Source organism: Catellatospora sp. IY07-71 (assembly GCF_018326265.1).
In the GTDB taxonomy this organism is placed as follows: domain Bacteria; phylum Actinomycetota; class Actinomycetes; order Mycobacteriales; family Micromonosporaceae; genus Catellatospora.
The window spans coordinates 6,238,097-6,259,736 of the sequence record NZ_AP023360.1 but is presented as its reverse complement, the minus strand read 5'-3'; the positions used below and the strand labels follow the sequence as shown (position 1 = coordinate 6,259,736).

At 73.3% G+C, this 21,640-nt stretch carries 14 protein-coding genes; 12 read left to right on the top strand and 2 right to left on the bottom strand.

What is annotated here, in order from left to right:
- Positions 1–31: 31 nt before the first annotated feature.
- Positions 32–862, bottom strand: a complete 831-nt coding sequence (locus tag CS0771_RS27875; RefSeq protein ID WP_212843767.1) for a toll/interleukin-1 receptor domain-containing protein — start codon at positions 860–862, stop codon at positions 32–34.
- 220 nt (positions 863–1,082) lie between these two features.
- Here CS0771_RS27875 and CS0771_RS27870 point away from each other — a divergent pair, with 220 nt between their 5' ends.
- The 10 genes from CS0771_RS27870 (at position 1,083) to CS0771_RS27825 (ending at position 17,353) form a co-directional block, all read left to right on the top strand.
- Entirely contained in the window at positions 1,083–2,600 is a 1,518-nt protein-coding gene (locus CS0771_RS27870; RefSeq protein WP_244871074.1) for a fused MFS/spermidine synthase, read from the top strand.
- A gap of 131 nt (positions 2,601–2,731) precedes the next feature.
- Positions 2,732–5,008 (top strand): glycosyl hydrolase family 18 protein, encoded by a 2,277-nt coding sequence (locus CS0771_RS27865; RefSeq protein WP_212843765.1) that lies wholly within the window; start codon positions 2,732–2,734, stop codon positions 5,006–5,008.
- 222 nt (positions 5,009–5,230) lie between these two features.
- Positions 5,231–7,252 (top strand): Stk1 family PASTA domain-containing Ser/Thr kinase, encoded by a 2,022-nt coding sequence (pknB, locus tag CS0771_RS27860; RefSeq protein WP_212843764.1) that lies wholly within the window; start codon positions 5,231–5,233, stop codon positions 7,250–7,252.
- A 96-nt stretch (positions 7,253–7,348) separates the two neighbouring features.
- Positions 7,349–10,000: a sensor histidine kinase KdpD gene (locus CS0771_RS27855; RefSeq protein WP_212843763.1), complete on the top strand. Its 2,652-nt coding sequence runs from the start codon at positions 7,349–7,351 to the stop codon at positions 9,998–10,000.
- Positions 10,001–10,311: 311 nt separating this feature from the next.
- The gene (locus CS0771_RS27850) at positions 10,312–11,220 is read left to right on the top strand and encodes an ABC transporter ATP-binding protein (protein WP_212843762.1); all 909 of its coding nucleotides are present in this window, start codon (positions 10,312–10,314) and stop codon (positions 11,218–11,220) included.
- Entirely contained in the window at positions 11,217–12,845 is a 1,629-nt protein-coding gene (locus tag CS0771_RS27845) for an ABC transporter permease (RefSeq protein ID WP_212843761.1), read from the top strand. Before CS0771_RS27850 ends, CS0771_RS27845 begins: the two co-directional genes overlap by 4 nt.
- A gap of 35 nt (positions 12,846–12,880) precedes the next feature.
- Positions 12,881–13,357, top strand: a complete 477-nt coding sequence (locus CS0771_RS27840) for a GbsR/MarR family transcriptional regulator (RefSeq protein ID WP_212843760.1) — start codon at positions 12,881–12,883, stop codon at positions 13,355–13,357.
- A 123-nt stretch (positions 13,358–13,480) separates the two neighbouring features.
- Positions 13,481–14,818: a hypothetical protein gene (locus tag CS0771_RS27835; RefSeq protein WP_212843759.1), complete on the top strand. Its 1,338-nt coding sequence runs from the start codon at positions 13,481–13,483 to the stop codon at positions 14,816–14,818.
- Positions 14,819–14,909: 91 nt separating this feature from the next.
- On the top strand, positions 14,910–16,127 hold the full coding sequence (locus CS0771_RS27830) for an AAA family ATPase (RefSeq protein WP_212843758.1): 1,218 nt from the start codon (positions 14,910–14,912) through the stop codon (positions 16,125–16,127).
- Positions 16,124–17,353 (top strand): VWA-like domain-containing protein, encoded by a 1,230-nt coding sequence (locus tag CS0771_RS27825; protein WP_212843757.1) that lies wholly within the window; start codon positions 16,124–16,126, stop codon positions 17,351–17,353. The genes CS0771_RS27830 and CS0771_RS27825 overlap by 4 nt, the downstream gene beginning before the upstream one ends.
- Before the next feature lie 56 nt (positions 17,354–17,409).
- Here CS0771_RS27825 and CS0771_RS27820 read toward each other — a convergent pair whose 3' ends face one another.
- Positions 17,410–20,286, bottom strand: coding sequence for a beta-L-arabinofuranosidase domain-containing protein (locus CS0771_RS27820; RefSeq protein ID WP_212843756.1), 2,877 nt, complete (start codon positions 20,284–20,286; stop codon positions 17,410–17,412).
- A 146-nt stretch (positions 20,287–20,432) separates the two neighbouring features.
- Between CS0771_RS27820 and CS0771_RS27815 the strand changes: the two genes are divergently transcribed.
- Together CS0771_RS27815 and CS0771_RS27810 are read left to right on the top strand one after the other, a co-directional pair.
- Positions 20,433–20,765, top strand: a complete 333-nt coding sequence (locus CS0771_RS27815) for a PadR family transcriptional regulator (RefSeq protein ID WP_212843755.1) — start codon at positions 20,433–20,435, stop codon at positions 20,763–20,765.
- Positions 20,762–21,592 carry a hypothetical protein gene (locus tag CS0771_RS27810; RefSeq protein WP_212843754.1) on the top strand — a complete coding sequence of 277 codons (831 nt, stop codon included), beginning with the start codon at positions 20,762–20,764 and terminating at the stop codon, positions 21,590–21,592. Before CS0771_RS27815 ends, CS0771_RS27810 begins: the two co-directional genes overlap by 4 nt.
- Positions 21,593–21,640: the final 48 nt, after the last annotated feature.

Sequence of the window (21,640 nt, the reverse complement as noted above, 5' to 3'; positions counted from 1 at the left end):
AAGCCTGTCGATGCGATGCGGTGGACACCGGTCAGCGGCCGTGCGGGCCGCCGTCCAAGAGGAGCACCACCGGGACGTCCCGGCCGTCGGCATCGTGGGCCAGCAGTGTGAAGCGGCCCCGCTCGTCCACCTGGAACGTCACGTCGATCGCGGGCACGCCGCTCGGCGCGGGGGAGACCAGCAGGTCGTATGCGCCGATCAGCTGGTTTTCGGCGGTCACGGCACCGGTGCCCTGGTAGACGGTGACCTTGATGCTGGGCTGGCCGTCCTGGGCGGTGGTGAAGACCTCCCTGCGGGCGCAGGGGACCCTCGATCCGCTCGCCAGGACCGGGATGAACAGGCCGCCGCGCACCTCGATGCCCACCGCGTGCGCGAGCGCCCCGCCGCGCAGCGGCACCCACGCCGCCACCTCGGGCCGGACCGGTTCATGGGGTTGGACCGGCTCGTCGGGCCGGCTCGGCTCGTCAGGGTGAACCGGCTCGTGGGGCAGGCCGGCGGCCTTGTGCAGGCGGGTCGCCAGGTCGGGGCCGGGCATGGCGCCTTCGGTGACGGTCGCGAATTCGGTGACGCCCTTGAAGGGCACGCCGCGAAGGAGGAGCGCCACCACCGGTTTGCGCTGCTCATGGGCCCGGCTCAGCTCGCGGGCCACCCAGGGTGAGCCGTTCGCCTCCGGGGTCATCACCAGCAGCACCGCCGCGCAGGAGTCGATCTGCTGACGGGTGTAGAAGTCCCAGCGGCTGTCGCTCATCTGCTGGCCGTCGTGGACGGTGTAGACCCCGGCGGCGGCGAGGTGGCCGGCCAGGCGGGTGACGTAGGCGGCGTCGTGCTCGCGGCTGAAGCTGATGAAGACCGGCCCGCTCATGGCGGCATGGTATCGGCCGCCGTCGCCCCGTCCTCGGCCCAGCGTCCGGCTGCCGGAGTTCCCGGTCGCTCTGGGTGGATGATCGCGATCTGGTGTCGGAAAGTGTGGTGGGAGCGCAGATCTTGACACGAGACGGCGATCTTCGCGGCGAAGGCGACCGCCCTGACCGGCGGGAGCGGCGTGGGCGGGGACGGGGTGGGTGGGCCGTATCATCGCGACGGTGACGGAAGCTCCTCCTGCTGCGGGCCGGCTGCCCGATCGGCTCGCCCTCGTGCTCACGTTCGCGGTCAGTGGTGCGGTGCTGGTGCTGGAGACGGTGTCGCTGCGCCTGGTCGCGCCGTATCTCGGGTTGAGCCTGCAGGTGACCAGTGCGGTCATCGGCATGTCGCTCGGCGCCATCGCGTACGGGGCCTGGCTGGGCGGCTGGCACGCCGACCGCCGCGACCCGCGCCGCCTGCTCGCGCCGCTGCTGATGGCGGCGGGGCTGGCCACGGCGGTGACGCTGCCGCTGATCCGCTGGCTGGGCGAGGCGCTGCGGGGCACCTCCGTCTCCATGATCATGGCGCTGACCGCGCTGACCGTGTTCGTGCCGATCTTGCTGCTGTCGGCGGTGCCCCCGATGGTGGTGAAGCTGCAGCTGGGCGATCTGGACCGGACGGGCCGGGTGGTCGGGCGGCTGTCCGGCGTGGGCACGCTCGGCGCCGTCACCGCCACCCTGGTCACCGGGTTCGTGCTGGTCGCCGCGCTGCCCACCAGCGCCATCATGATCGGGCTCGCCGTCCTGCTCGGCGTCTCCGGCCTGGCCCTGCACGGCTACCTGCGGCGCGGGAACACCACGCTGACCACGACGCTCCCGACCCGCGCGCTCGCCGTCACGCTGCTCGCCGCCGGGGCGGGGCTGTCGATCACCGCGCCGGACCCGTGCGACGTCGAGACGGCGTACCACTGCGCGAAGGTCACCACGGATCCGCGGCGGCCGACGGGGCGGGTGCTGCACCTCAACGCCGCCGAGCACTCCTACGTGGACCTCGCCGACCCGACCCGCCTGGAATACGGCTACATCCAGTGGTTCGGGGTCGCGGCGGACGTGGTCGCCGCCCCCGGCGCGGCGGTCGACGCGGTGCACCTGGGCGGCGGCGGCTTCACGATGCCGCGATACCTGGCGGCGACCCGGCCGGGCAGCCGCAGCATCGTGTTCGAGATCGACGGCGGCCTGGTGGGCCTCGCGCAGCGCGAGCTGGGCCTGCGCACCGGCCCGGCGCTGCGGGCGGTGGTCGGCGACGCGCGTCTGCTGCTCGCCGGGCAGCCCGACGGCTCCGCCGACCTGGTCGTCGGCGACGCGTTCGGCGACCTGGCCGTGCCGTGGCACCTGACCACCCGCGAGATGATGGCGCAGGTGCGACGGGTGACCCGGGACGGCGGCATCTACGTGCAGAACGTGATCGACGGCCCGCCGCTGCGCTTCATCCGCGCGGAGCTGGCCACGGTCGCGTCGGTGTTCCCGCACGTGGCGCTGATCGCGCCCGGGGACGCCGTGGCCGGCCGCGCGGGCGACAACTTCGTCATCGTCGCCTCCGCCCGGCCGCTGCCGCTGCCGTCGATCGGCGCCCGCCTGCCGCTCCTGCCCGAGGTGCCGGAGTTGGTGCACGGCGAGCGGCTGCGCGAGTTCATCGGGGACGCGGCCGTGCTCACCGACGACTACGCCCCGGTCGACCAGATGCTGGTCCGGGTGAACTGAGCTGCCCCGGCCTGCCGCCGTCCGCGAAAGCGCTCTCTGACCTCAAATTATAGTTAAATCTAAATGGATTGTTGACGGCCGCGCGGGTGCGTACTCAGTATTAGGAAAGTTTCCTAATAACGGGAGGGCACATGCGCAAGATCCGCTCCCTTGCCGCCATGCTCGCCGTCGCCCTCGGAGTCCTCGGCGCAGTCGCGGTGCCCACCGCGGCGGCGGCGGCCCCCGGGCTCACCGCGACGTTCTCGAGTACGAACAACGGCTCGTGGTTCATGGACAAGTTCGTCGTCGCCAACCCCACCGGGGCGGCGATCACCGGCTGGACCCTGGAGTTCGACCTGCCCGCCGGGGTCACGATGAGCAACTTCTACAACGGGACGGCCAGCCAGTCCGGCTCGCACGTCACCGTCGTCAACGCCCACTACAACGGCACCGTCGCGGCCGGCGCGAACACCGAGCCGTACAGCCCCTGGTTCATCGCGTACGGGTCCGGGGCGGCGCCGCTCAACTGCCGGATCAACGGCAACAAGTGCGACGGCAGCGCCGACCGCGCCCCGGGCACGCCCACCGGCCTGGCCGTCACCGGCCGCACCACCCGCACGGTGTCGCTGTCCTGGACCGCCTCGGTGGCGACCGACTTCCCGATCGCCGGTTACGACGTGCTGTCCGGCAGCACCGTCGTGGCCACCAGCACCACCGCGAGCGCGGTCGTCACGGGGCTGACCCCGAACACCGGCTACACGTTCGCGGTCCGTGCCCGCGACACCCGCGGCAATTTGTCCGCAGCCAGCGGCACGGTCTCGGCGACCACGCTCAATCCCGCCAATGACACCACACCGCCCACCGTGCCCGGCAACCTGCGCTCCACCGCCAAGAGCTCGACCACGGTCACCCTGGCCTGGAACGCCGCCACCGACGCCAACGGCATCGCCGGGTACGACGTCTACACCGGCACCACCCTGCGGGCCAGTGTCACCGGGCTGTCCGCGGTGGTGAGCGGGCTGTCGCCGATGACCGCGTACACGTTCACGGTCAAGGCGCGCGACACCTACGACAACGCCTCCGCCACGAGCAACGCCGTCACCGTCACCACCGACGACGTCATCGGGGCCGGCAACTACGCCAAGGTCGGCTACTTCGTCCAGTGGGGCATCTACGGCCGGCAGTACTTCGTGCGCAACCTCGACACCAGCGGGGCCGCGGCGAAGCTGACCCACCTCAACTACGCCTTCGCCAACATCGACCCGGTCAACCTGACCTGCCTGCAGGGCGTCACCCGGGGCACCACCAGCAACCCGCAGGACCCCGACCAGGGCACCGGCGCCGGGGACGCCGACGCCGACTACGGCCGTCCGTTCTCGGCCGCGCAGTCGGTGGACGGGGTCGCCGACACCGGCTGGGAGCCGCTGCGCGGCAACTTCAACCAGCTGCGCAAGCTCAAGGCCAAGCACCCGCACCTGAAGGTGCTGATCTCGATCGGCGGCTGGACGTACTCCAAGTTCTTCTCCGACGTGGCGGCCACCGCCGCGTCGCGGGAGAAGTTCGTGCGCTCCTGCATCGACATCTACATCAAGGGCAACCTGCCCACCTACAACGCGGCCGGCGGGCCGGGCAGCGCCGCGAACATCTTCGACGGCATCGACCTGGACTGGGAGTGGCCCGGCGCCGAGGGCCACCCCGGCAACCACGTCAGCCCGGCCGACAAGGCCAACAACACGGCGCTGACCGCCGAGTTCCGCCGCCAGCTCGACGCACTGACGGTGACCACCGGCAAGCGCTACCTGATCACCGCGTTCACCCCGGCCGACCCCGCCAAGGTCGCCGCCGGGTGGGACATCGGCCCGAACGGCGTCTTCAACTACATGGACTTCGCCAACGTCCAGGGGTACGACTTCCACGGCGCCGGGTCGGACAACTCGTGGGAGCCGAACCGCGCCGGCCACCAGGCCAACCTGTACCGCGACGCGCAGGACCCGTACCCGTTCGAGTTCAGCGTCGACAAGGCGATCCAGACGTACCTGGACGCCGGGGTCAGCCCGCGCAAGCTCACCATCGGGCTGGCCTTCTACGGACGCGGCTGGCAGGGCGTCACCGCGGGCGGGGTCAACGGCGAGTGGCAGTCCGCCACCGGCGCCGCCCCCGGCCAGTTCGCGGAGGAGGCGGGCACCCGCGGGTATGCCAACCTGCTGTCGGGCGTGCCCGGCTGCACGGTGTACCACGACACCCAGTCGGTCTCCAGCTACTGCTACACCGGCCCCGGCGGGCAGTGGTGGAGCTTCGACGACGCCTGGTCGATCGGCCAGAAGACGGCCTGGCTCAAGCAGAAGGGCCTGCTCGGCGGCATGATCTGGGAGATGTCCGGGGACACCGCGGGCGGCACCCTCATGTCGGCGGTGCACTCCGGCCTCTGAGCACCACGCCACGGCCCCGCTCGCCTAGACTCGCGGCGAGCGGGGCCGTAGCGCAGAAGTCGTCGCGCCCGACGTCAATCTGGAGGACGCCGGTGCGAATCCGGCCGGTCCCGCTCCCCACCTGCGCGAACGGGACGCGGTGGGCGGTTACCGCCGCAAAGTGAGATCATCTCGGCACCGGAGTCTCCGGTTGTCGCGCCCGCTGCCCTAGACTGCGCTGCCATGGACACTCAGGTCGGCGATCCGCTCCTCGGTTCGCTCGTCGACGGGCGCTATCACGTGCGCGAGCGCGTGGCCCGCGACGGTATGGCGAGCACCTACCTCGCGGTCGACGAGCGCCTGCGCCGTACGGTCGCGCTCAAGGTGCTGCAGCCCGAGCACCCGGGGCAGCCGTTCCATCTGAACCGCTTCGCCGACGAGGTCACCAACCTGGCCCGGCTGACCCACCCGAACGCGGTCGTCTGGCTGGGTCAGGGCATGCACAACGGCCTGCCCTACCTCGTCCTGGAGCACGTACGCGGCCGCACGCTGCGCGAGGTCCTGGCCGAGCGGGGCCGGCTCGCCCCGCTGGAGGCGGTCGCGATCGCCGAGCAGGTGCTGTCGGCGCTGGCCGCGGCGCACCGCGCGGGGCTGGTGCACCGTGATGTGCGGCCGGAGAACATCCTGGTCGCCGACTCGCCGAGCGGCGGCCACAGCCTCCTCGACGCGGTCGTGAAGGTGGCCGACCTGGGCCTGGTCCGCGCGATCGAGGCCGGCGGCGGGCAGCCTGCGGTGACCGCCGCGTACGTCTGCCCGGAGCAGGTCGCCGAGGGCCGCTCCGATCAGCGTGGCGACGTGTACAGCGCGGGCATCGTGCTGTTCGAGATGCTCACCGGCCGCGTGCCCTACGAGGGCGCCCGCCCGGCCGAGGTGGCCTGGGCGCACGTCCAGCAGGACGTGCCCGCTCCGTCGCGGCTGGCGCCCGGCGTGCCGCCGGTGCTGGACGACCTGGTGGCCTCGGCCACCCGGCGCAATCCGGCGGCCCGTTTCATGGACGCCGGCCCGCTGCTGCAGGCCGTCCAGGCGGCCCGGGAGACGCTCACGGTCAGCGCCGCCACCCAGGTCATGCGGCCTCCGGCGCAGACCCGGCCGTACCACTCGCAGCCGCTGGCCGAGGAGACGATGATCGTCGGCCAGGTGGCCCCGCCGCAGCGGCCGTCGTGGGCGCGGCTGCCCGGTGCCGACCAGCCCGAGTCGCGGTCGCGGCGGGAGGCGGCCGCCGAGGGCGGCGTCGCGGCGCTGCTCGACCAGGCCCGGCTGCACTACCAGCGGCTCATGGCCGACCCGCGCGGGCGGATGCGCCTGATCGCGGGCGCGGTGGTGCTCGCGCTGCTGGTGCTGACCGGCGGCTGGTGGCTGTTCTCCGGCCGCTACGACGACATGCCCCAGGTGATGAACCTGCCCAAGGAGCAGGCCGTCGCCGCGCTGGAGGACCTCGGCCTGGAGGTCGAGTTCGCCGCGCCGCAGTATCGCGAGAACGTGGCCAAGGACGTGGTGCTGCTGCAGGACCCGGCGCCCGGCGACAACGTGTCATCCGGCGACACGGTCACGCTGACCCTGTCGGCCGGGCCGGAGAGCCGCCAGGTCCCCGACGTCACCGGCAAGCCCTACGACCTCGCCCTCGTCGACCTGAAGGCCGAGCCGCTGCGGCTCAAGCCGGTCAAGGCGGGGGAGCGCTTCGACGACCTGGTCCCGAAGGGCACCGTGATCGAGACGGACCCGAAGGCGGGCGAGCCGATCGAGCCGGAGTCCGAGATCAAGGTCATCGTCAGCAAGGGCAAGGCGCCGATCACCATTCCGTTCGTCGAGGGCAAGCAGCTGCGCGACGCACGCAACGAGCTGGAGAACCTGGGCCTGAAGGTGTCGGTGGAGTACGTCGACTCCGACAAGGCGTACGAGACCGTGGTCAAGCAGGACCCGGCCACCGGCACCGGCGCGGAACGCGGCAACACGGTGAAGCTCCAGGTCAGCAACAACCGCTCCGTCCAGCCCCCGGGCAGCGAGCAGCCGATGCCCGAGGTGCGCAACTGGAACTGCGGCGACGCGGAGAACCACCTCGCCGGGATGGGCCTGCGCGTCGAGGTCCGGGGCGTCCGCGACGGCGACGACAAGAACCGGTACCGGGTGACGCGGCAGTTCCCCAACGCGGGCAGCAAGGTCCAGCCGGGGCAGCGCGTCATCATCCGCTGCGAGGAACGCAGGTAACCGAACACCGAGCCGGGCGGCCCGCGGAGCATGTCTCCGCGGGCCGCCCTCGGGTGCGCGGACCGCCCGTGCCGGACGATGCGAGAAGATCGCCGTATGGCACGTGGACAGCTGCGTATCTACCTCGGCGCCGCGCCCGGCGTGGGCAAGACCTACGCCATGCTGGAGGAGGCGCAGCGCCGCCGGGGCCGCGGCACGGACCTCGTGATCGGCTTCGTGGAGACGCACGGCCGGGTGCACACCGCCGAGCTGCTCGACGGCCTGGAGGTGGTGCCCCGGTGCACCGTCGAGTACCGCGGCGCCGCGTTCACCGAGATGGACGTCGACGCGGTGCTGGCGCGGTCGCCGCAGGTCGCCGTCGTCGACGAGCTGGCCCACACCAACGTGCCCGGCAGCGTCCACGCCAAACGCTGGCAGGACGTCCAGCTGCTGCTCGACGCGGGCATCACCGTGCTGTCCACGGTCAACATCCAGCACCTGGAGTCCCTCAACGACGTGGTCGAGCAGATCACCGGCGTGGTGCAGCGCGAGACCGTGCCCGACCAGGTGGTGCGCCAGGCCGATCAGGTCGAGCTGGTCGACATGACCCCGGAGGCGCTGCGCCGCCGGATGGTGCACGGCAACGTCTACCAGGCCGAGCGGATCGACGCGGCGCTGGGCAACTACTTCCGGGTCGGCAACCTCACCGCGCTGCGCGAGCTGGCCCTGCTGTGGCTGGCCGACAAGGTCGACGAGCAGCTCGACCGCTACCGGGCCGACCACGGCATCGCCCGGCAGTGGGAGACCCGCGAGCGCGTTGTGGTCGCCGTCACCGGCGGGCCCGAGGGCGAGACCCTGATCCGCCGCGCGGCCCGCATCGCCGGGCGCAGCAAGGGCGCCGACCTGCTCGCCCTGCACGTCACCCGTTCCGACGGCCTGGCCGGTGCCGACCCCGCGCTGCTGGCCCGGCACCGGGTTCTGGTGGAGAGCCTGGGCGGCACGTATCACCAGGTCGCGGGCGCTGACATCCCGCGTGCCCTGCTCGACTTCGCCAAGGGTGCCAACGCCACCCAGCTGGTGCTCGGCGCGAGCCGCCGCGGCCGGCTGGCGCAGATGCTCTCGCCCGGGGTCGGCACCACCACCGCGGCCCTGTCCGGTTCCATCGACGTACACCTGGTCGCTCACGAACGCACCCGCCGCGGCCGGCTGTCCGGCCTGCGCCCGAGGTCCTCGGCGCTGTCCCCGGTCCGGCGCCTGGCCGGATTCGCGCTCGCCGTGGCCGGGCTGCCGCTGCTGACCCTGCTGCTGCACGGCCTGGAGGACGGCCTCTCGCTGGCCGGCGACATCCTGCTGTACCTCGCGATGATCGTCACGGTCGCGCTGATCGGCGGCCTGTGGCCGGCGCTGCTCGCGGCGGTGGCGGCGTCGCTGCTGCTCAACTACTTCTTCACCCCGCCGGTGGGCACCTTCACCATCGCCGGGCGGGAGAACCTGCTCGCCCTGGCCGTGTTCGTGCTCATCGCCGCCGCGGTCAGCGTGGTCGTCGACCTGGCCGCCCGCCGCACGCGTGAGGCGGCCAGCGCCTCCGCCGACGCGGCGACCCTGGCCGCTGTCGCGGGCAGCGTGCTGCGCGGCGCCCGGCCGCTGCAGGCGCTGCTGGACAACCTGCGCGAGACGTTTCAGCTCGACGCCGTCACCGTGCTGGAGCGGCGGGGCGACGGCCCGGCCGGGCCCGACTGCCAGGGCGATCCCACGGCCTGGCGGGTCGCGGCCACCGTCGGCGGCGCCCCCTGCTTCACCCCGGCCCAGGGCGACACCGCCGTGCCCGTCGACGACGAGATCACCCTGGTGCTGCGCGGCCCGTCACTGCCCGCCGCGGACCGGCGCATCATCGAGGCGTTCGCCGCCCAGGCCGCGCTCGCGCTGCGCCAGGAGCGGCTCGCCGAGGAGGCCGCCCGTGCCCGGCCGCTGGCCGAGGCGGACCGGATGCGCACCGCGCTGCTGGCCGCGGTCAGCCACGACCTGCGTACGCCGCTGGCCTCCGCGGTGGCCGCGGTCGCCGGGCTGCGCAGCGACGACGTGGCGTTCAGCGACGAGGACCGGCGCGAGCTGCTGGACACCGCCGCCGAGTCGCTGGAGCGGCTCAACCGGCTGGTCAGCAACCTGCTGGACATGAGCCGCCTGCAGGCGGGCGCGCTCGGCGTCACGGCGCGGGAGCTGTGGCTGGACGAGGCGGTCCCGGCGGCGCTGGACGAGCTGGGCGAAGCCGGCCGCACCGTGCGGGTGCGCATCCCCGACGACCTGTCCGCCGTACGCGCCGATCCGGGCCTGCTGCAGCGGGTGCTGGTCAACGTGGTCAGCAACGCGCTGCGGTTCAGCCCGCCCGGCCGCCCGCCCCTGGTCAGCGCGAGCGAACTCGGCGACCAGGTCGAGCTGCGCGTGGTGGACCACGGTCCGGGTATCCCGGAGGAGCAGCGCGACCAGGTGTTCCTGCCGTTCCAGCGGCTCGGCGACCGGGACAACGACACCGGCGTCGGCCTCGGCCTGGCGCTGTCGCGCGGGCTTACCGAGGCGATGGGCGGCACGCTGCTGCCGGAGACCACCCCGGGCGGCGGCCTGACCATGGTCCTCAACCTGCCCGCGGTGCCGCCCCCGGCCGGGCTCACCGTGCCCGAGGCGGCCGCCGTCGAGCGGGCGTTGGCGGAGGGTACGCACCGGCCGGTTTCGCCGGAGCCGTCCGTCGAGGAAACGGAGCCCGGCCCGCGCTGAGCTAGCGGGCACCGGCAGGCCCGTGCAGCGGGCCGCACGGTCGGCCGTCGCGCGTACACCGACGACAACGACGGCAACCTGTTCGACCAGGTGTACCTCGGCACGGGCGTGGTGAACTCGACGTTCCTGCGCAAGGGCAGCTACCGCGCGCAGGCGAAGCTCATCGCCCCGCCGGCCTGACCCGTTTACCGCCGGCGACGCTCCCGCCCTGCTGAGGGTCGGGAGCGTCGCCTGTCACGGCGGTCTCTCATACGAAATCTTGACACTCCACAACCTTCACGATTTTGTGAAAGGCGCGTACGTTCAGGGTCATGACTTACGCGATCTCCGCGACCGGTCTGCGCAAGGCCTTCGGACGCAGCCGCGCCCTCGACGGCCTGGAGCTGACGGTCGCCACCGGCGAGGTGCACGGCCTGCTCGGGCCGAACGGCGCCGGCAAGTCCACCACCATCCGGGTCCTGCTCGGCCTGCTCCGCGCCGATGCCGGCGAGGTCCGGGTGCTCGGCGGCGACCCCTGGCGTGACGCCGTGACCCTGCACCGCCGCCTGGCCTACGTGCCCGGCGACGTCAACCTGTGGCCGAACCTCACCGGCGGCGAGGCGATCGACCTGTTCGGCCGCCTGCGCGGCAGCCTCGACCAGGCCCGCCGCGCCGAGCTGCTGGAGCGGTTCCAGCTCGACCCGACCAAGCGCTGCCGCACCTACTCCAAGGGCAACCGGCAGAAGGTCGCGCTGGTCGCCGCGTTCTCCTCCGACGTCGAGCTGTTCATCCTGGACGAGCCCACCTCGGGCCTGGACCCGCTGATGGAGGCCGCGTTCCAGCAGACGGTGCGCGAGGTCACCGGCGACGGCGCCACCGTGCTGCTGTCCAGCCACATCTTCTCCGAGGTCGAGGCGCTGTGCTCGCGGGTGAGCATCATCCGCGAGGGCGTCACCGTCGAGTCGGGCACCCTGGCCGAGCTGCGCCACCTCACCCGGACCACGGTCACCGTCGAGGCCACCGGGCCGCTCACCGGCCTCGACGCGCTGGCCGGCGTGCACGACCTGGAGGCCGACACCACGCGCGCCCGCTTCGACGTCGACTCCACCGCGCTGCCCGCCGTCCTGGCGCACCTGGCGACCTTCGACGTACGCAGCCTCACCAGCCAGCCCCCGAGCCTGGAGGAGCTGTTCATGCGCCACTACGGCGCCCAGCCCGCGCAGCCGGAGGCGGCCCGGTGAACGCGTACGCGGGCACCGGCAGCCTGCTCCGCCTCGCCGCCCGCCGCGACCGGATCCAGCTGCCGATCTGGATCCTCGCCTCGGCCGGGCTGATGTCGGCCGGCACCAGCGCCGTGGCCAGCGAGTTCCCCACGGAGGAGTCCCGGGTCACCGCGCTCAAGGGCGCGGGCAGCAGCGCGGCCGTGCTGCTGATGCGCGGTGTGCCGGTCGGCACCGACCTCGGCGCCCTGGTCAACTTCCGCAACCTGGCCACCATCCTGGTCGTGGTCGCGCTGATGAACACCTTCCTGGTGGTCCGGCACACCCGGCAGAACGAGGAGACCGGCCGCGCCGAGCTGATCGGCGCGGGCGCGGTGGGCCGACACGCGCCGCTCACCGCCGCGCTGCTGCTGGCCGCGCTCGCCGACGTCGTCTTCGGCCTGGTCATGACCGGCACCATCATGTCCAGCGGCCTGGCCGCCGAGGGCGCGCTCGCGTTCGGCGCGGCGTGCACCGTCACCGGCCTCGCCTTCGCCGGGATCGCCGCGGTCGCCGCGCAGCTGTTCCAGGGCGCGCGCGCCGCCAACGGCCTCGCCGCCACCATCGTCGGCGTCGCGTACCTGGTCCGCGGCGTGGGCGACGCGATCGGCGAGCGGGCCGCCGACGGCATCCAGGTGGTCAGCGCCTGGCCGACCTGGGTGTCGCCGCTGGGCTGGGGCGAGCTGGCCCGCCCGTACGGCGACGAGCGCTGGTGGGTGCTGGCCCTGCCGCTGGCCCTGGCCGCCGCCTGCGTGATCGCGTCGTTCGTGCTCGTCGACCGCCGCGACCTGGGCGCGGGCCTGATACCCGACCGGCCCGGCCCGCCCAGCGGCACCCGCTCCCTGCTCAGCCCGCTCGGCCTGGCCTGGCGGCTCAACCGCGGCTCGGCCATCGGCTGGGTCCTCGGCGGCTTCGTGTTCGGCCTGGCCATCGGCTCGCTCGGCAAGGCGGTCAAGGACGCCCTGGGCACCAACGAGGGCGTCATCGACATGATGGAGGGCCTGGCCGGCGGCGGGGGTGGACCCGACCTGGTCAAGATGTTCTTCGCCGCGATGATGAACACGTTCGGGGCGCTCGCCGCGGGCTACGTCATCCAGGCGCTGCTGCGGCTGCGGTCGGAGGAGGCGGGCGGCACCGCCGAGGGCCTGCTGGCCACCGCCGTCAGCCGCACCCGGTGGATCGCGTCGCACGTGGTGGTGACAGTCATCGGTGCCGCCGCGATGCTGGCACTGGCCGGGGCGGGCGCCGGGATCACCGACGCCCTCGCGGGCGGGAACGTCGGCATCGGCACGCTGGCCCTGGCCGGGCTCGCCCAGCTGCCCGGCGCCTTGGTCGTGGCCGGGTTCGTGGTGCTGGTGTTCGGGGCGCTGCCGCGCCTGTCGGTGGCGCTGGCCTGGGCGGCGCTGGTGGTCAGCATCGCCTGCGGCCTGCTCGGCGACCTGTTCGGCCTGCCGCAGTCGGTCCGCGACGTGTCCCCGTTCACCCACGTGCCGGCCATCCCGGCCGTGGACCCGGAGGCACTGCCGCTGCTGGCGCTGACCGGGGTCGCGGTGGCGCTGACCGCGGCGGGCATGGCGCTGTTCCGGCGGCGCGACCTGTCGACCTGACGGGCCCGTCCGCGCCGGTGGTGGAGGATGTGCGGATGGCAGTACGTGATGAGGAGGCCGTGCGGCGCTTCGTCGAGCACCTGGCGATGACGCTGTCCGACCTCGGCTTCCCCCGCATGCCGGCCCGCGTGCTCGGCGCGCTGACCGTCGACGAGGAAGGCGTCATGACCGCCGCCCAGCTCGGCGAGTGGCTCGGGGTGAGCCCCGCGGCCGCCTCCGACGCCGTGCGCTACCTGGTCCAGGTCGGGCTGGTGCTGCGGGAGCCGGTGCCCGGCTCCCGCAGCATCCGCTACCGCTGCGTCAGCAACTCCTGGTACATGGCGAGCGTCGCCAAGGGCGGGGTGTACAAGCTGGTCGCCGACGTGATGAGCGAGGGGCTGGCGGCGGTGGGCACCGGCACCGAGGCCGGTGCCCGCATCACGGAGATGGTGGACTTCTTCCTGTTCCTGCAGGACGAGATCGCCGCGCTCGTCGCGAAATGGCAGGCCAAGCGTGCCGTGGAAAGCTCCTGACGCAGTCCGCGATGGACACCCCGGTGATCCGGGCCTGACAACACGTCCCGGACGTCGTATGCTGCCCCCGATGATTACCTCTGAGATCAGATCGGGGGTCCCGTTCGCCAAAGGTGAGTGCTGATGCGCTCATTCGCGAACGAGGAAACCCGCCTGCACCTGTGGTCGCACGTGCGCGAGTTCGCCGTGCCGCCCTCGATGATCGAGACCGCCACCGCCCGCCGCCTCGCCGGTGACTGGGCAGGGGCCTGCGCGGCCGCCCGCTTCGACGTCGACGTCCAACCACGCCGGCTGGCCGGCACCCATGGCCGCGAACTCGCCGCCCGGATCCGCGACGACCTCCGGCATCTCGCCCCCGACCTGCTGCGCTGGCACATGCCGCGGATCGTCCCGGACGGTCTGCTGCGGCCGGGGCTGACGGTGTCGCTGGCCCGCTACCGCCACGAGGGCATCCGTGGCGGCACCCTGCACCTGGTGGCCAGGACGGCACCGGCGTGGGCGGACGCCGGGCAGCGCATCAGCCTCGCCCTGTGGCAGGCGTCGCGGGGCGGGGCGCACCCCGACCGGCGGTTCCGGCTGGACCTGCATCGCCACCTGTGGGACGCGCGGCGGGCCGGGGAGCTGCGGGAGCGCTCGCTCGCGGTGGGTGCGGTCCCGCTGAACGCCGCCGGGATCGTGCCGTCCGGCATCGGCTGCGCGGTGGGCCGCTGGGCGTCGGAGGCGGCGCTGCTGCGACAGGCCGACGGCGTGACCGGACCGGTCGCCGTACGCCTCGGCAGCCGGCTGCGCCTCGCGCTGCACGCCGCCGCGCCGGACGCCGCGCCGCGCCTCGAGCCGCTGCCGGGCAGGGGCGCGCTCGCCCACGGCCCGGTGCTGCCGGACGCGGCGACCTGGCTGCCGCCCGACCACGAGCTCCTGCGCGCCGGGCTGATCGACGCCGACCGCCTGCATCCGCTCGTCGCGGCGGCGCTGGTGCCCGGTCACCGGCCTTCCGGGTCGCGGACCGCGCCCGGTGGGCCGGGGCCGCGACCCGTGTCGTGCCGCGGCGAGGCGCACCGGATCGGTTTCGTCGACGGCGCGCTCGCTCCGCTCGACCACGACCCGGCGGAGGTACGCCGTGAGCAGCTGCTCGCCGCACTCGGCGGCCCGCCGCTGCCCTGCCTGCGGGCGATAGACGAGGCCCACCGCAGCCCGGAGAGCCTCGCCGACATCCGCGCCCGGCTGGACCACGGCGACACGGCCGGCGCGCTGGCCGTCGTCGAGGCGCTGCTCGGCCCCGATGCGCTGCTGCCGGGCGGGCCGCTGCGCGAGGAGCTGGCGGCGGCCGCACAGCAGCGGATCACGCACGGCCTGTACCGGGCCGGGCTGCTCGGCTCCGGGCCCGGTCCAGGAGTCCGGGACAGCCTGCGCCGCCGCACGGTCCGCACCCGTCCGCGCCTGGCGACGGCCTGCCTGTCGTAGGCCCGGTCGCCTCCACACCCGACTCATCCGGTGGCCGCCGCGCGGCCCCGCATACCCCATTTAAAGGTGATCTGATATGAATTCTTCCGTCATGCTCCCTTCCGCTGACACGTCCGCGGCGCGCCTCGACACCGCCGCGGACCTGCTCGCGCTCCTCGCCGACACGGCCACCGAGCCGCGTCCCGACCCGCAGCTCGACGCCCTGACCCTGGCCGTGGCGGCGGACCTGCCGGTGCTGCTGTGGGGCGAGCCGGGCATCGGCAAGACCGCCGCCCTCCAGCAACTCGCCGGGACGCTGGACCTGCCGCTGACCACGGTGATCGCCAGCGTGCACGAGCCGTCGGACTTCGCCGGCCTGCCCGTGGTCGGCGACGATCCGGCGGTGCAGGGCGTGCCGATGGCCCCGCCCGACTGGGCGGTGCGCCTGGTCCGCGAGGGACGCGGGCTGCTGTTCCTGGACGAGCTGTCCACCGCGCCGCCCGCCGTGCAGGCGGCGCTGCTGCGGGTCGTGCTCGAACGGCGGGTGGGCGCGCTGCACCTGCCGCCGGGCGTACGCATCGTGGCGGCCGCCAACCCGCGTGCCTCGGCGGCCGACGGCTGGGAGCTGAGCGCACCGCTGGCCAACCGGTTCGTCCATCTGCAGTGGACGCACGACGCCGACGTCGTGGTACGCGGGCTCGGCGGGGTATGGCCCCGGGCCGAGCTGCCCCGCCTGGACCCGGCGCGGCTGGCCGGCGCGGTCGCGTACGCGCGCCGGGCCGTGTGCGCCTTCCTCACCGCCCGCCCGACCCTGGTCCACCGGCTCCCCAACAGCGAGACCCGCCGGGGCGGCGCCTGGCCCTCGCCCCGCAGCTGGGACATGACGCTGCGCCTGGTCGCGTTCGCCACCGCGGCGGGCGCCTCCCGGGAGGTGCTGGCCCTGCTGGTCCGCGGCACCGTCGGCGACGGGGCCGGGCTGGAGCTGCTGGCGAGCCTGGACCGGCTGGACCTGCCGGACCCGGAGGCGCTGCTGGCCGACCCGGCGGCGGCGGTGCTGCCCGAACGCGGCGACCTGCGCCAGGCCGCGCTCGACGCGGTGGTCGCGGCCGTGCGCGCCCGGCCGGACCGGTCCCGCTGGGACGCGGCCTGGGCACTGCTCGTCCGCGCCCTGGAGACCGGAGCGCCCGACCTGGTGGTGGTGCCGGCGACGACGCTGGCGGCGCTGCGCCGCGACGAGTGGCAGGTCCCGCCCGCGATCGAGCGGCTCGCCGGGATGGTGTCCATGTCGCAGCGGGCCGATCAGGCCGCGCTCGCGGGTGCCCGCCGATGAGCACGGGCACGCTCGACCTGGCGAAGCTCTACGCCGCGCGGCTGCACGCGGCCCGGGTGCGGCCCTACCTGGCCTCGGCGCTGTTCGCGCTGCACGTGGTGGAGTCGCGGCAGATCCTGACGATGGGCGTGGACCCGCACTGGCGCTGCTACGTCTCACCGGTGTTCGTGGACCGCACCCCGCTGGAGGAGCTGGCCGGCGTATGGGTGCACGAGGTGTCGCACCTGCTGCGCGACCACCACGGCCGCGGCGACCGGTACGCGCTGGCGCACGGGCTGACCGGCCCCGGGGAGCGGCTGCGGATGAACATCGCCGCCGACTTCGAGATCAACGACGACGTGTACGGCGACGGGCTGGCCCGCCCCCGGGACGCGGCCATGCCGTCCGCGCTCCGGCTGCCCGAGGGACAGCTGATGGAGGAGTACCTGCGGCAGCTGCGGCTGGGCCCGTACACGCAGCATCTGGTGTGGCTGGACTGCGGCAGCGGCGCCGACGGCCAGGCCCGGCCGTGGGACCTCGGGCCGGACGGCGCGCACGGGCTCAGCGCGCAGCAGCGCGACGCGGTGCGGTTCCGGGTGGCGCAGGGCCTCACCGGCCACCCGGGCAGCGCACCGAAGGGGTGGCAGCGCTGGGCGGAGGAGGTCTTCCACCCGCCGCAGCGGTGGCGGGAGCTGCTCGGTGCCGCCGTCCGCGCGGCGGTGTCGAGCGGCGGCGCGGGCGACGACTACACCTACGGCCGTCCCGCACGCCGGTCCACCAGCCTGCCGGGCGTGATCCTGCCGAGCCTGCGGCGCCGCCCGCCGCGGGTGAGCGTGATCATCGACACCTCCGGCTCGGTGAGCGACGCCGAGCTGGGCAGCGCGCTGCTGGAGGTGACCGCGATCAGCCGGGCGGTCGGCGGCCGGCGTGACCTGGTCAGCGTGCTGGCCTGCGACGCGGCGGCCGGGATGGTGCACCCGCTGTGCCGGGCCGAGGGCATCCCGCTGGTCGGCGGGGGCGGCACGGACCTGCGGGCCGGATTCGCGCGTGCGCTGCGGAGCAGCCCTCGCCCGGACGTGATCGTGGTGCTGACCGACGGGCAGACCCCGTGGCCGTCGGCGCAGCCGCCCTGCCGGACGGTGGTCGGACTGTTCCCGAGGCCGTCGAGGAACCGGTGGGACGAGGACGATCCCGACTACGTGCCGGACACACCACCGGCCTGGGCCCGGGTGGTCGAGATCGGCTGAGCGCCCGTGGCGCTCCCCGCGCACGGGGGCGGGGAGCGCCACGGCAGCACGGCAGGTCAGCCCAGCAGCCGCCAGCGGTGGTCGGCGGTGCCGTTGTCCTCGTACTGCACCACCTGGGCGCTGTCGGCCGTGGACATGCCGGACACGCCCAGCACCAGACCGCTGTTCAGGTTGCGGATGCGCAGCCAGCCGCCGCCGTCGCCGACCAGCTGCCAGTAGTGGTCGGCCGAGCCGACGCCCGCGAACTGCTGGATGAGCCCGTTGTTGGCCCGGGACATGTTGTTCACCGCGAGCACCTTGCCGCTGTGCTGGTTGACGATCATGTACCAGTTGTTGCCGACGTGGTCGAAGCGCCAGTTGTGGTCGGCGGTGCCGTTGTCGGCGAACTGCACCACGTTCGCGCTGTCGGCCGTGGACATCCCCGACACGCCGAGCACCTTGCCGCTGTGGGCGTTCTGCACCCGATACCAGACGCCGGGCCGCACGATCGCGGGGGTGGCGGTGACCTTCCACTGCAGCACCCCGCCGGAGAATCCGGGGCGCAGCTGCGCGACGACCCGCAGCGCCGTCGTGGTGACGGCCGTGAAGGTCGTGTTGTTGTACGCGTTCAGCGCCAGCCCGTACCCCGACGCGCCCGCCACGGCCTGCCACGCGCCGGCGGCGTTCAGGTACTCCACCCGCCACGACGCGGGCACCCGGCACTGCCCGTGGCCGGTGTCGTCGTACCAGTACAGCGACACCGCGCTCGCGGTGACCGGCGCCGCGTAGGTGTACTGCACCCACTCGCTGGTGCCCACGTGGTCCCACCACGTCATGCGCCGCCGCGCCTGGTCGTACGAGCCGGTCGGGTCGTAGTAGCTGTTCAGCGCGGCCACGGTGTCGCCGCTGAAGCAGTGGGACGCCGACGGGGTGGCGGGCAGCTGCCAACTGCCGCTCCCGCCGACCGTCGGGAACGAGCTGATGCGCAGGCTGGCCGCGCCCATCGGGATCAGCCGCACGTTCTTGATCGGCTCGCTGGAGGCGACCGGGCTGTTCTGCAGCGGGGTGACCACGTTCTCGCTGTCGGCCTGCCAGTTCGGGATGGCCCTGGCCTGGGCGTTGAGCGCCACCGGGGTGCCCGCGGCGGTGAACGGGTCGCCGGTCGCACCCGTGGTGGTCGCGCTGAACGTGCCCGGGATCAGGCCGTAGTTCCACGCCGAGGTCGGCATGACCTGCCACTCCGGCCAGGCGCTGGCCGGATCGTTGTAGCGCAGGAAGTTCTGCCCGATGTCCAGGGCGTAGGTGAGCGGGCCCCGGCTGACCGACAGCGCGTTGTGGTTGGCGGTCCAGGTGGTGGTGCGCACCGCCATGGGCAGGGTGAGCGCGACGGTGTCGCCGTTGTTCCAGGTGCGGTTGACCGCGACGTACGCCGGCCCGGCCACCACCGGCTGCGCCGCCCCGTTGACGGTCAGCGTGGGGTTGGCGCACCAGCCGGGGATGCGCACGTACAGCGGGAACGCCACCGCCCCGGACGTGGCCAGCCGCAGCGTGACCGTGTCGCCGAACGGGTACGCCGTGTCCTGGGTGAGGGTGACCGTGGCCGCCGCCGCGCCCACCTTGGCGGTGGTGGTGCTCGGCGCGTACATCGTCACCGCCAGGCCCCGGTCGGCGGTGGCCTGGACCAGGTTGTCGGTGAAGTAGCTCCAACCCTGCCCGTAGTTGTGCGGGCAGCAGCGGTACTGGTCCACGCCGAGCAGGAACGCCTGCATGGCGAAGCCGTTCTGGTACTGCCCCTGCGTCTTGGCACGGTTGTCGAGCTGCACGCTGTTCGCGCTGACGACGTAGTGCAGCGAGCGGTGCGTCGGCTCGACGGCCGCGGGCAGCGAGTTGAAGGCCAGGTTCTCGCAGCCGTCGGCCCAGCTCGGGTCGCCGGTGAGCCGGGTCATCGACTCGAAGCTCTGCATGAACTCGATGATCCCGCAGGTCTCGAAGCCCTGACGCGGGTCGCGGTACTCGTTGCGGATGTTCTCGTCCCCGGCGAAGCCGCCGCCCGGGAACTGCCCCCAGTTGGACATGATCTGCGCGTAGTTGTTGTACGACGCCTGGGTCAGCGACGTGTTGCCCCGCAGGGCCATGAACGCGGGCTCGGTGAAGCCCTGCGCCAGGTCCACGTTGTGCATGGAGGGCAGGTTGTTCACGTAGTTCTTGCTGTACTGGTGGATCTTGTCGGCGAGGCCGAGCAGGAAGCTCTGGCCGGTGCGCGCGTAGAGCCAGTAGACGCTGTCCAGGTTGGTCGCCCAGCGCACCGAGCCCCAGCTCTGGTTGAACACCGACGCCCCGAACGTGTTCTGGTACTGCAGGAACTTCGTCAGCAGCGGGATGATCCGGGTGTCGCCGGAGTACTCCTGGTAGGTGCGCAGCGCCTGGAGCAGGGGCATGAACGGCCAGAAGTCCGGGCCGCCGCCGAGCGAGGTGCGCAGCGCGTTCGGGCCGAAGAAGCCGTCTGCCTGGGCGGTGGCGACGATGCCGTTGACCCAGGTGGCGACCTTGTTGCGCAGGGTGGTGTCGCCGGTGACGGCGGCGATCGCGGCCAGGCCGCGCAGCCAGTACGGCAGCTCCTCCCAGCCGCCCTTGGTGCGGTCGGTCCAGCCGGTGTTCGCGTACACCAGGAAGTGGGACACCTGGTCGTAGTTGCCGCCGAGGCCGGAGGCGTCCAGCGACAGCTGCTGGGCGAGCCAGCCGCCGGGCCGGGTCGACCCGGCGGGCAGCTTGAGGAACGAGGTGCGGGTCAGGCCGGGGGAGTACGGGAAGTAGATCCCGCCGGACGAGGTGTCGCCGACCAGGGTCACCGGCGTGCCGGTGCCACCGGCCCAGGACTCGGTGACGGCCTGCCCGGCCAGGGCCAAGCCGCCCGCGACGGCCAGGCCGCCACGCAGGACGGAGCGACGGTGCATGACGCCTCCCGGAAGCTCTATAACGTTATAGAAGAACGTTATAGACGAGCCTAAGTTCGATGAACACGGATGTAAACCCGATGTTTCGAACGCGCTGCGACCGTCTGATGTGGCGTGACGGGCGCACCCTATGTAGAGTTGCTACCATGATTGCCGAGATTCGCTTGACGGTGCCGGTCGTCAGGGTCCTCGCGGCCCTCGTCGACGACCCGGCGGGCGACCACTACGGGATGACGCTGATGCAGGCGTCCGGCCTGCCCAGCGGCACGCTGTATCCGATCCTGGCCCGGCTGAAGGAGGCCGGCTGGGTGGAGAAGCGCTGGGAGGAGATCGATCCGGCCGCGGCCGGCCGCCCCGCCCGCGCCTACTACCGCCTCACCGCGGCCGCGCTGCCCGTCGCCCGGCAGCGCCTCGCCGAGCTGCACGAGCAGACCCGGACCGCCTCGGCGGGCACCGCCGCGAAGGAGGCCACCGCATGATCGCGAGCTGGTGCCGATTCCTGCTGGCGCGCGCGGCCCGCCGCTGGCCCGCCGACCTGCGCGCCGAGATGATCGCCGAATGGCAGGCCGAGCTGCACGCCATGCCCGGTGCGTGGCGGCGGCTGCGCTACGCGGCCAGCCTCGCGGCCGCCGAGCCGCACCGCCGGGCGGGGACCGTGCTGTCGCCGGGCCGCCGCGTTGCCTCGGCGCTGCTGTCCTTCCTGCTCGTCGCGGCGCTGCCGGCGGGCTACCTGCCCCTCACGATCAACTGGACGTGGTACATGACGGTGGACAGCGTCCGCTGGCAGACCTGGGTGGCCGGGGCCAGCGTCGCGGGCGCCGTGGTGCTGGGGATCATCTGCGCACGTGTCACGACGGGGGTGACGCAGCTGATCAACCCGCTGCTGGTGCCGCTGTGGGCGGTCGCTCCCGCCTACCTGGCCCTGCTCGCGCTGCCGCTGTGGGAGGGGAGGCTGCCGGACCGGTCCACGGTGATCGATGTGTCCTGCTGGGCGCTCAGCGCCGTGGTGCTGGGCACGGCCGCGGCCTGGGTCGCGCTCGCCGGGCGGCCACTGCTGTCCTGGGGAGCGGTCGCGCTCGCGGTCACGGTGTCGTTCTGGTTCTCACACATGCACAGCAGCCTCAGCCACTTCGAGACGCACTCGACGTACTTCTTCGGCGGCCGGTTCCTGCCCGCCTACCTCTTCGACGTCGCCGCCACCGGTTACCTCCACGCCACGATCTTCCTGCTGGTGTACGCGCATCACCTGGTGCGGCGGCACCGCCCGGGTGAGCAGGCGCTCGTCGAGCGGTCGGCGGCCGCGTAGCTTCCACCCCGCCGTCGCGCTCGCCGCCTTCCCGGCAGCGCGACGGCG

Coding starts and splice junctions, on each gene's coding strand:
- CS0771_RS27875 (WP_212843767.1), bottom strand. CDS start 862: ATGAGCGGGCCGGTCTTCATCAGCTTCAGCCGCGAGCACGACGCCGCC.
- CS0771_RS27865 (WP_212843765.1), top strand. CDS start 2,732: ATGCGCAAGATCCGCTCCCTTGCCGCCATGCTCGCCGTCGCCCTCGGA.
- pknB (WP_212843764.1), top strand. CDS start 5,231: ATGGACACTCAGGTCGGCGATCCGCTCCTCGGTTCGCTCGTCGACGGG.
- CS0771_RS27855 (WP_212843763.1), top strand. CDS start 7,349: ATGGCACGTGGACAGCTGCGTATCTACCTCGGCGCCGCGCCCGGCGTG.
- CS0771_RS27850 (WP_212843762.1), top strand. CDS start 10,312: ATGACTTACGCGATCTCCGCGACCGGTCTGCGCAAGGCCTTCGGACGC.
- CS0771_RS27840 (WP_212843760.1), top strand. CDS start 12,881: ATGGCAGTACGTGATGAGGAGGCCGTGCGGCGCTTCGTCGAGCACCTG.
- CS0771_RS27835 (WP_212843759.1), top strand. CDS start 13,481: ATGCGCTCATTCGCGAACGAGGAAACCCGCCTGCACCTGTGGTCGCAC.
- CS0771_RS27830 (WP_212843758.1), top strand. CDS start 14,910: ATGCTCCCTTCCGCTGACACGTCCGCGGCGCGCCTCGACACCGCCGCG.
- CS0771_RS27825 (WP_212843757.1), top strand. CDS start 16,124: ATGAGCACGGGCACGCTCGACCTGGCGAAGCTCTACGCCGCGCGGCTG.
- CS0771_RS27820 (WP_212843756.1), bottom strand. CDS start 20,286: ATGCACCGTCGCTCCGTCCTGCGTGGCGGCCTGGCCGTCGCGGGCGGC.
- CS0771_RS27815 (WP_212843755.1), top strand. CDS start 20,433: ATGATTGCCGAGATTCGCTTGACGGTGCCGGTCGTCAGGGTCCTCGCG.
- CS0771_RS27810 (WP_212843754.1), top strand. CDS start 20,762: ATGATCGCGAGCTGGTGCCGATTCCTGCTGGCGCGCGCGGCCCGCCGC.